This window comes from Streptomyces sp. NPDC059994, from assembly GCF_042737755.1.
Taxonomy (GTDB): domain Bacteria; phylum Actinomycetota; class Actinomycetes; order Streptomycetales; family Streptomycetaceae; genus Streptomyces.
On record NZ_JBHWUR010000077.1, the window covers coordinates 26,322 to 35,367 of the forward strand.

Consider the following 9,046-nt stretch of genomic DNA (forward strand, 5'->3'; position numbering starts at 1 on the left):
CCGAGACGCCGGGGAGGCCTCTTGATGAGGACCACGCTCAAAGGGGTTCGCCTTCCTGGGAAATGCCGGGGCGGCCGGTGCGGAAATCCGGTCACCGGGCGCTCGTCGGGGGATTTGGGGCCGGGCTCCGCGTTTCTCGCGGACTTGCCCCGCGTCCCCCGCTCCCGTCTCACGATAATGTGACCGACGAGATCGCGTCGACCTCACATTCGGAAGGGACCCTCAAGGCTTGAGTGACAATTCCACCGCTGCGCTGTGCCGCCTTACGGTCATGGCGCCGGAAAAGTCCCTGGAACTCGCGGTGCCGTGCGATATCGCCCTGGCGGACCTGCTGCCCGCGATCGTCGACCAGGCGGGAACGGACCTGTACGAGAGGGGGGTGGAGGCGGGCGGCTGGGTCCTGCAGCGGCTGGGCCAGGCCCCGCTGGACGAGGAGCGCACCCTCGCCGCCCTCGGCCTGCGCGACGGCGACACCCTGCATCTGCGGCCCCGCGACGAGTCGCTGCCCGACATCCACTTCGACGACCTCGTCGAAGGGCTCGCCAGCGGTCTGCGCGGCCGCGCCGACACCTGGCGGCCGCGCTGGTCGCGCCTGCTGATGACCGCTCTGACTCTGTGCGCCCTGGCCGCCGGCCTGTTCGCCGTCGTGCTGCCGGGACCGCCCGGAACGCGTGCGGCGTGCGGCGCGGCGGTGGCCGTCCTGCTGCTCGCCGGGGCCGCCTCCGCGTCCCGGGCGCTGGGTGACGCGGGCGCGGGCGGAGCGCTGGGTATCGCGGCCGTGCCCTATCTCGCCCTGGCGGGCGCCCTGGTGCCGAGCGGGTCGGGCGACAGCGCCGAGGCGGGGGCGCGGCTGCTGGCGGGCGGTGCGGCCGGGGCGGGCTGCGCGGTGCTGGCCCTGGCGGCCGTCGGAGCCTGCGCCCCGCTGTTCGTGGGCGCCGCCGTGGCGGCCGTCCTGACCGCGGCGGGTGGCGCCGTCCTGCTGCTGACCGACCCGTCCCACGAGGTGGCGGGGGCGCTGGCCGAGGCGGCGGCGCCCCTGGTGGTCGCGGTGGTCGCGGCGGGGGTCTTCCTGCCTTCGCTGGCCTTCCGGCTGTCCGGGCTGCGCCTGCCGCTGCTGCCCACCAACGCCGACGAACTCCAGGAGGGCATCGAGCCGGTGCCGGGACAGCGGGTGGCCGAGCGGGGCGCCGTCGCCGACGCGTATCTGACCGCTCTGTGCGCGGCCCTGGCGCTGGTGTCGGCGGGCTGTCTCACCGCGCTGGGCCGCCAGACCTCCGGGTCGGCCCAGGGCCTGACGGCGGCGCTGAGTCTGCTGCTGCTGGTCCACGCCCGCTCGCTGGGCGGCGGCTGGCAGCGGCTGGCGGTGGTGGTGTCCGGTGCGTACGGCGCGGTGCTGCTGGCCGTCCTGTACGCGCTGCGCATGAGTCCGGCCCAGCGGCCGCTGCTGGTGGGCGCGCTGGTCGCCCTCGCCGCGGTGCTCGCCGTGGCGGGCTGGACGGTGCCGGGCCGCCGGCTCGTGCCGTACTGGGGCCGGGCGGTCGACCTCACGCACACGCTCCTCGCCATCTGCCTGATCCCGCTGGCCCTGGAGGCGAGCGGACTCCTCCACTACCTGCGCGGGCTCGGCGGCTGACCGCAGCCGTCCCGACATCGCAGAAAGGCACTCTCCATGCAGTCCAGGCGGGACCAGGTCCAGGCCCACATGTTCGTGATGGGCCGGGTGGCGGCCGGGATGTACCGCGACGACCCGGACGCGCCCGAGCCGCCCCACCGCCGCACCTCGCGCGGGATGGGCGTCGGCCTGGCCATCGGGGTGCTCGTCGCGCTGGCCGTGACGGTGTACGGATTCGTGGTGCCGGGCGGCTCGGACGGCTGGAAGAAAGAGGGCACGCTGGTGCTCGACAAGCAGTCGGGCGCCCGCTACCTGTCCTTGGACGGCCGGCTGCACCCCGTGCTCAACCAGAGCTCGGCCCGGCTGCTCGCCGGGGACCGGCTCAGCGTCAAGTCACTGTCCTCCGCGTCGATCGCCGCCGCTCCGCGCGGCCCCGCCCTCGGTATCGTCGGCGCCCCCGACGCGCTGCCGGCCGCGTCCCGGCTCAGCCGGGACGCCTGGTCGGCCTGCGCCACCCGGGCCGAGCCGGGCGGGGACGGGGCGCTGCTGACGCTGGGCGTGGGCCTGTCCGCCGGTGGCCGCCCCGTCACCGCCGGGCGGGCGGTCCTGGTCCGTGGGGGCACCCGTCACGACACCTATCTCCTGTGGCACGGCACACGGTCGCGGTTGGACCCGGCCAACGGGGCGCCCGCCGCCCTCGGGTACGGGGACACCCCGGCCTTCCCGGTTCCCGAGGGCTTCCTGAACGCGCTGCCCCCGGGCCCGGACCTCGCCACCCCGGAGGTGGCGGGCCGCGGCACGCAGGGGCCTTCGCTGGCCGGACGGCCCAGCCGGGTCGGCCAGCTCTTCGGCGACGGCGCCGGGCACCACCTGCTGCTGCGCCCGGACGGGCTGGCGCCGCTGACGCCCCTGCAGTACGCGCTGCTCAAGGGCGATCCGCGTACCCAGCGCACCGCCTACGCCGGAGCCGCCGTCACGGAGGCCCGGGTCTGGCCGGACGACCTGGCCCGCCACCGCGCGCCGGGCACGGCGGCGTCGTCCCCCGGCCCGGGGCTGCCTGATGAGGTGCCCCGGGTGATGGAGGTCGCGGCGGGCGAGGCGGTGTGCGCGGTGACGGCGACCGGGGCGGGCGGCCCGTCGGTCTCCGTGGTCCTGCCGCAGGCATCAGCGGTGGCCGGGACGCCCCCGGCGGCCGGTCCGGGGCTGGTCGCCGATGCCCGTACGGCGGACCGGGTGGCGCTGCGAGCCGGGTCGGGCGCGCTGGTCAGGGCGGTGTCATCCAGCGGCACGGGCCGGGCGCTGTACCTGGTGACGGAGTCGGGCGCCAAGTACCCCGTCGCGGACGCCGACTCGCTCCAGCAGCTGGGATATCCGGCCGCGTCCGCGGTGGCGCTGCCCGCCGCGCTGCTGTCCATGCTCCCCACCGGACCGGCCCTTGACGCCGGCGCCCTGCGTTCTCGGGGACTGGTGCAGGCCGCTGCGCAAAACGGCGGGAAATAGAGATGGAGAACGCGTCAATCTTTCTTGGATCTTTTATTGATCTCCTTCTGAACTTTCGCCGCAACCATATGGAAACATCGTTCGTCTCTCGTGGTGGATGGTCAGTGAAATGAGCGGCACAAATGCGCCGCCGAGACCGTCCGCCCGTATTTCCAGAGGAGGAGAGTTCCTGTGTCCCAGACCCCCGACGGGATTTTGGCGAAGAACGACGAGGCGATGTCGGGTGCCCTCGCGGGTCTCACCCAGCACCTGGACGAGATCGAGAGCGCGGGCCGCACGGTCCGCGGCATCCAGGCTCAGGTCGCCACGGCCTACCAGGCCGGCTCCGGCGCGAGCCACTGCGCCGCCATCGACGACTGGCTGCGCATCCACGCCCGGGTCACCCAGGTCACCGAGAACTTCCGGCACGGCACCCACCAGGTCAACTTCTCGATCGACGAGGCGGAGCTCGACGCCGGCGGCTACGTCAACAACCTGGTGAACGCCCTCGGCGGCCAGTGAGACGGAGGCGTTCACCGCCCCGTCCCGCCGCACTTCCGTCCCCACCCACCGTTCCCTTCCGCACAGCAGCAGGAGACCGTCATGGCCAACGTAGAGATCCGTCACCAGGGTGTCACCGACGCGGTGAGCGCGATGGACCGCGCGCATGCCGACATGGTGGACGCGCTGCAGTGGCTGGAGCAGAACTTCAACGCCCTGCGCGAGACGCTGCAGGGTACGGCGCGCCAGCAGTGGGACAGCTTCGAGAGCGAACTGAAGTCCATGAAGCTGACCCTCAACAGCGACTACCAGCAGGCCCGTGTGGTGCTCCAGCGGATGCACGACCGGCAGATCGAGGGCGACCTGAACGGACGGCGCCGCCTGGCCGCCCTCCAGGGCGCCTGAGCGGCCGCGGGATCGGAGCGCCGCCCATGCCCACCGAGAACGGCGGTGGCACTTATAAGTTCACCGAGGACGCCCTGCGCAAGTACATCGACTGGGTGGCCCAGTTCGAGTCGGACCTGAACACCTCCCCCTTCTACCCGCAGTTGGCCAACTACGGCGGGGAGAAGCCCTCGGCCCACCTCGCGCTGGGCGTGCCGGAGAAGTTCCTCGCCGCGCAGACCCTCGGCACCCTCTTCACGACGTTCGCGACCGGGCTCCACACCCGGCTGGAACACGGCAAGGGGAAGGTCAACGAGTTGGCGTCGGCCATGGACGACGTCGACCTCCTGCTCGGCGAAGGGGAGCGGGACGCCCATGCCATCTCCGTGACCGACCTCGCCGGCACCCTGCACAACCTGCTCTCGGGCCCCGGTGGTGGTACCGCCGGCCCCAAGCCGCCCGCCACCAGCACCCCCTGACACCCGGACCCGAAGGACCTCTGTGCCCCCCGTGACCCCCGACCCCCACGCCGGTCCCGCCCCGCAGGACTGGGGCAGCACCGTGTCGACCGTGTGGGACGAGATGATCCTCGCGTTCGCCGACCCCAAGAGCGCGGGCGACGTCAAGGGGAAGATCAACCGCCTCGCCGTGGCCGACGTGGGGGCCACGGCGACGCAGTGGATCGCCAAGCACTACTGCGGGTACTACACCACAGCCGAGCGCAAAGACCTCGATGTGGACATCTGGTACGAATGGTCCTTCACCTTCGGCAGGTCCATGACCTTCGTCGTCGGGTTGAAGTACAACTGGAACGACTACGGCAACGACAAGGGCGCCCTCGCCGACTTCACCGGTACGTCCAACACCATCGTCCGTTCGCTGCAGCCCGTCGGGAACAACGTCATCAACGCCACGTCGTTGAACGCGGCCGCCGACACCCTCGACGCCATGGGGAAGTGGCTGACGACGTGGGAGCAGCAGTTCGTCACCTGGTCCGGTGACGTCGGCGAGGGAGACAGCGACCTGCAGGGCGAGGCCGCGGGGCTCATGAAGGCCACCTTGGTGTCCGCCGCGCGCGCCGTCGCCGAGACGGGGAAGTACCTCGACGGCGGCCAGGTCGCCAAGACGCTGCGTGACACCGGGACCACCCTCACCAAGGAGTTCAAGAATCTGCTGGGCGTGTGGGACGGATGGTGGGGAGACCCGCGGGCCATGCCGATGTGGCACCTGTTCAGCAAGTTCCCCGCCCCCGCGAGCACTCCCGTCACCATAGAGGGGACCGACACCCTCGATTCGATTTCGGCGAAGTTCCGGGACCTGTTCAAGGCGACCGGGTCGCCCGCGGACGAGAGCTTCTGGTTCAACTTCGAGCGAGCCGCCAAGATCAGCTGGTGGGACGACGTCAAGACGCGGCTCGACCAGCCCGCCCACGTGCCGGTGGTGAACATCGCCAACTCCTACGTCGCAGCCGCCCGGCATCTGCACACGGTCGACCCCGACTTCGCCTTCCGATTCACCCAGGACGACGCGAACAAGTTCCTGACGGCGGGCACCGGGGGACCGGGGCCCGGCCCCGGGGCGGGCCCGCCGCCGCCTGGATCCGGCGGCAGCGGCGGCGAGAAGGGCGGCGAGAAGGGCGGCGGGGCGGGCGGAGGAGACCTCGGCCTGGGCGGAGGTGGCGGTCAGCACCAGACCGTGAAACCGCCCCCCGTACCGAAGAGCCTGAGCTCGGGCCCGAAGGGCGGAACCAGCTCCAAGACCAAGGATCTCCTGGGCGGCGGCTCCCAGGGGGGCAACAACGGCCAGAACACCGGCGGCTCGTTCGGACAGGCCGTGCTCGGCCCGGACGGCAAACCGCTCAGGGACGAGAAGGGCATGCCCATCCTCATTCCGCCGGGCGCCGTCATCGACCCCAGGACCGGAGCCGTCACGGGAGCGAACGGCAAACCCGTCCTGGGGAAGGGCAAAAAGCCCCTCATCCTTCCCAAGGGCTCCCGCATCCAGCCGCCGGCCGCCATCTCCACCGGCGCCGGCGCCGGCGCGCGGGACCCGAACGCGGAACTGCGCCGGATCCGGGAATCCCTCAACACTGACTCGCGCCTCATCCGCAGCGCCAACAAGTCCGGCGAGGAGCTCTGGGGCCCGCCGCGCCGCGCGACCGTCAGCACCGCCTCCAGCGGCGAGTTGGGTGTGGCGAAGACCGGCGGCGCGGGGCTGCGCAGAATGCTCGACAGCAACGGCAACCCCGTCAACCAGTCCGTCATGAGCAGCGGCATGAGCAGCCGCGTCCGCGCCGCACTGGGTGAGAGCGCCGCGGAGGCGGCGCTGGCGGACCGGGCCAAACAGGTCGCCGCGGCCGAAAGCCGCGCCCTCGGCCGCGGGGCCTCCGGCTCCGGGATGCCCTACATGCCGCCCATGGGAGGCATGGGCGGGGGCGGCGGCGGGGCGCCGGGCGGCGCCGGGGCGGGGCGGACACCCAACGTGTGGCTCTCCGAGGAGGAAGAGGTCTGGGGCACCGAGCCGGACTCCGCGCCCGGAGTGATCGGGCGGTGAGCGAGGCGCGGCCGCCGGGCGGTCCGAGACACGAGCGCGACCACGAACCACGAGAAGACGGAACGATGAACACCACCACCGCGCAACCGCGCGGAGCCGCCGATGCGGCGGCCGCTGTGCCCGAGCCCCCCGACGACGTGCGGGAAGCCGCCCGGCACGCCCCCGACCACTGGTTCGGCATGCTCGACCCGGCATGGCGCGCACGTCACGAGGAGGAGGACGAGGCCCCGCCGGTATGGGCCGTCCTCGGCCAGTGGCGCTCGGACAGCCGGGGCGAGATCGTCGAATGGCAGGACAACACCGCCTACCGGCCCTCGCCCGCCATGATGGGCTGGCCCCGGCCCACGGACCCGGTCGACGCCGCCGCCCAGCTCGCCGCCACCGGTTACGGTCCGCACGAGGACATCGCCGTCGCCGTCGTCCAGGCACGGCTGGCGGTGCTCACCGCGCCCCACGGAGGCCCGGTCCTCGCCTGCGCCCCCGACGGCACCCCCGTCGTCCCGGTGTTCAGCCAAGCCGCACATCTGCACGCCGCCGGCGCACTCGCCCATCAGCTGCTGCCCGCCGAAGAGGTCTTCGCGTGGGTGCCGGACGGCTACGAGCTCTGCGTCAACCCGGCCGGACCCGCCCCGGCGCGTCTGTCGGTGGCCGACCTGGAGAACGCCGTCGCGGCCCTCACCGCCCGCGCGACAGGAAGAGAGGACACCTGATGGCATCGTTGGAGCAGCAACTCGAAGAGGCGATGGCCGACTTGGCCGCGCACACCCGCCGGGTGCAGGAGATGCAGGCCGAACTCGCCACCGTCACCGCCTCGGCCACCTCCCGGGGCCGGCTGGTGAGCGCCACCGTCGACACACGAGGACGCCTCACCGATCTGAAGTTCCACACCGAGGACTACCGCACAATGCCCCCCGCCCAGCTCGCCGACGTCGTCAAGTCCACTGTCAACGAGGCCCGGGACGCCATGACGGCCAAGGTGGGCAAGAGCGTACGGCCGCTGGTGGGTGAACAGGGCGACCTCGCGCGGGGGCTGTTCGGAGGCAGCGGCATCGAGGACCTGCTGGCGCCGCTGCGGGCCATGCGCCCCGACGGGCTGGCCGCCGGTCTGCTGGGCGACACCGCGCCGGCCGACCGGTCGGCCGCGCGCCGGCGGGACGAGGAGGCGTTCGATGCCTGAGAACCACGGCGGCCGGCGGATGGCCATCCCCGACAACCTCGCCGAACGCTTCGCCCAGTTCGGCGAGATGTCCACCATCACCGCCGACCTCCACACCCTGATCGAGCACATCAACATACAGAACAAGACCGCGGGCGGGCGGGACGACGCGTACGCGAAGGAGTACCACAAGTTCGTCGAGGAGCACGGCAAGGGACTCTCCACCGGGCTCGACGCGTTCTCCGACCTCCTGGAGCGGTTCGGGACCAGCGGCAAGGGCGCGGCGGACGGCCTGAACGACGCCGAGACGGATGCCGACCGGATCGCCAAGGGCCTGCACGGCTGACGCGGCGGTCCGGCCCCACCGGCCCGCCCCCTCGCACCGGCTCATGGAGCACACCCCCCCCACTTGGCGTTAGCACACGGACGGACCACGGCAGTACACGATGGCGATTGAGATATCCGGCGGCTGGGCGACGTTCCTCAAGACGTTGAGCGGCGTGGACTTCCCGCAGGCGAACGAGGACGAGCTGCGCGAGGTCAGCCGTGAGTACCGGCAAGCCGCCCAGAAGTTCGGCCAGCTGGAGGAGCTGCTGCGGGAAGTGGTCCGGCAGGTGCAGGCGGACTTCGAGGGCGAGACCGCGACCGGGTTCCTGCAGTACGCCAACCAGTTCGTCGGCGGCGACAACAGTGTGCTGGGCCAGGCCAGGAAGGAGGCCGAGGCCCTGGCCGACAACGCCTTCAAGACCGCTGCCGACGTCGAGTACACCAAGTGGGCCATCTTCGGCCAACTCGTGCTGCTGATCGCTCAGATCGCCCTCGCCCAGGCCCTGCTCTCCGTCACCGGAGGCCTCTCTGAGGCGTGGCTGGCGCTGGTGGCGGCGGAGTTCCGCGTGGCGGTGATCCTGCTGGCCCGCTTCCTGATCACCCAGATCGTCCTGCAGATGATCATCGGGATCGCCGGGGGTCTGCTGCTCGACGCGGTCCTCCAGCTCACGCAGATGGGCATGGGCAACCGTACGGAGTGGAACAAGCAGTTCACGCTCGACGCGGTGAAGTTCGGTGCCATCGGCGGTCTGCTGGGCGGCCCGTTCTCGGTGCTCGGCGAAGGGCTCGGCAAGCTGCTGGGCAACCTGTTCGGCAAGGGGCTGGGCAAGAAGCTCTCCGAGGATCTGGGCGAGCGGCTGTTCAAGAGTTTCGGCGGCGGTGCGGGCCGTGGCCTGGACGACATCCTGGACGGCGGTCTGAAGAACCTGCCGAAGGGCGGCGGGCGGGGGCTGGGCGGCGCGGGCAAGGGCGCGGCCGGCGCGGGAGGCAAGGGCGCGGGCGGCGCGGGAGGCAAGGGCGCAGGCGGCGCGGGA

10 protein-coding genes are annotated in these 9,046 nt (G+C 72.2%); all 10 read left to right on the forward strand.

Annotation, left to right across the window (positions count from 1 at the left end):
* The first annotated feature begins 229 nt into the window (after positions 1-229).
* Positions 230-1,633, forward strand: a complete 1,404-nt coding sequence (eccD, locus tag ACFWA7_RS29050; RefSeq protein ID WP_385826006.1) for a type VII secretion integral membrane protein EccD — start codon at positions 230-232, stop codon at positions 1,631-1,633.
* A 36-nt stretch (positions 1,634-1,669) separates the two neighbouring features.
* On the forward strand, positions 1,670-3,112 hold the full coding sequence (gene eccB, locus ACFWA7_RS29055) for a type VII secretion protein EccB (RefSeq protein WP_385826009.1): 1,443 nt from the start codon (positions 1,670-1,672) through the stop codon (positions 3,110-3,112).
* 171 nt (positions 3,113-3,283) lie between these two features.
* Entirely contained in the window at positions 3,284-3,613 is a 330-nt protein-coding gene (locus tag ACFWA7_RS29060; RefSeq protein ID WP_385536631.1) for a hypothetical protein, read from the forward strand.
* An 81-nt stretch (positions 3,614-3,694) separates the two neighbouring features.
* Positions 3,695-3,997 carry a hypothetical protein gene (locus tag ACFWA7_RS29065; protein ID WP_385536633.1) on the forward strand — a complete coding sequence of 101 codons (303 nt, stop codon included), beginning with the start codon at positions 3,695-3,697 and terminating at the stop codon, positions 3,995-3,997.
* A gap of 26 nt (positions 3,998-4,023) precedes the next feature.
* Entirely contained in the window at positions 4,024-4,455 is a 432-nt protein-coding gene (locus ACFWA7_RS29070) for a hypothetical protein (RefSeq protein WP_385536636.1), read from the forward strand.
* A gap of 31 nt (positions 4,456-4,486) precedes the next feature.
* A complete protein-coding gene (locus ACFWA7_RS29075) occupies positions 4,487-6,529 on the forward strand; it encodes a hypothetical protein (protein ID WP_385826011.1) in 2,043 nt (680 codons plus the stop codon).
* 65 nt (positions 6,530-6,594) lie between these two features.
* Positions 6,595-7,239: a type VII secretion system-associated protein gene (locus tag ACFWA7_RS29080; protein WP_385536641.1), complete on the forward strand. Its 645-nt coding sequence runs from the start codon at positions 6,595-6,597 to the stop codon at positions 7,237-7,239.
* Positions 7,239-7,706, forward strand: coding sequence for a YbaB/EbfC family nucleoid-associated protein (locus tag ACFWA7_RS29085; RefSeq protein ID WP_385536644.1), 468 nt, complete (start codon positions 7,239-7,241; stop codon positions 7,704-7,706). The genes ACFWA7_RS29080 and ACFWA7_RS29085 overlap by 1 nt, the downstream gene beginning before the upstream one ends.
* Positions 7,699-8,031 carry a hypothetical protein gene (locus ACFWA7_RS29090; protein ID WP_385536647.1) on the forward strand — a complete coding sequence of 111 codons (333 nt, stop codon included), beginning with the start codon at positions 7,699-7,701 and terminating at the stop codon, positions 8,029-8,031. Before ACFWA7_RS29085 ends, ACFWA7_RS29090 begins: the two co-directional genes overlap by 8 nt.
* Before the next feature lie 100 nt (positions 8,032-8,131).
* On the forward strand, positions 8,132-9,046 hold a 915-nt coding region (locus ACFWA7_RS29095; RefSeq protein WP_385826013.1), incomplete at its 3' end, for a WXG100 family type VII secretion target.

Coding starts and splice junctions, on each gene's coding strand:
- ACFWA7_RS29080 (WP_385536641.1), top strand. CDS start 6,595: ATGAACACCACCACCGCGCAACCGCGCGGAGCCGCCGATGCGGCGGCC.
- ACFWA7_RS29065 (WP_385536633.1), top strand. CDS start 3,695: ATGGCCAACGTAGAGATCCGTCACCAGGGTGTCACCGACGCGGTGAGC.
- ACFWA7_RS29085 (WP_385536644.1), top strand. CDS start 7,239: ATGGCATCGTTGGAGCAGCAACTCGAAGAGGCGATGGCCGACTTGGCC.
- ACFWA7_RS29070 (WP_385536636.1), top strand. CDS start 4,024: ATGCCCACCGAGAACGGCGGTGGCACTTATAAGTTCACCGAGGACGCC.
- eccB (WP_385826009.1), top strand. CDS start 1,670: ATGCAGTCCAGGCGGGACCAGGTCCAGGCCCACATGTTCGTGATGGGC.
- ACFWA7_RS29090 (WP_385536647.1), top strand. CDS start 7,699: ATGCCTGAGAACCACGGCGGCCGGCGGATGGCCATCCCCGACAACCTC.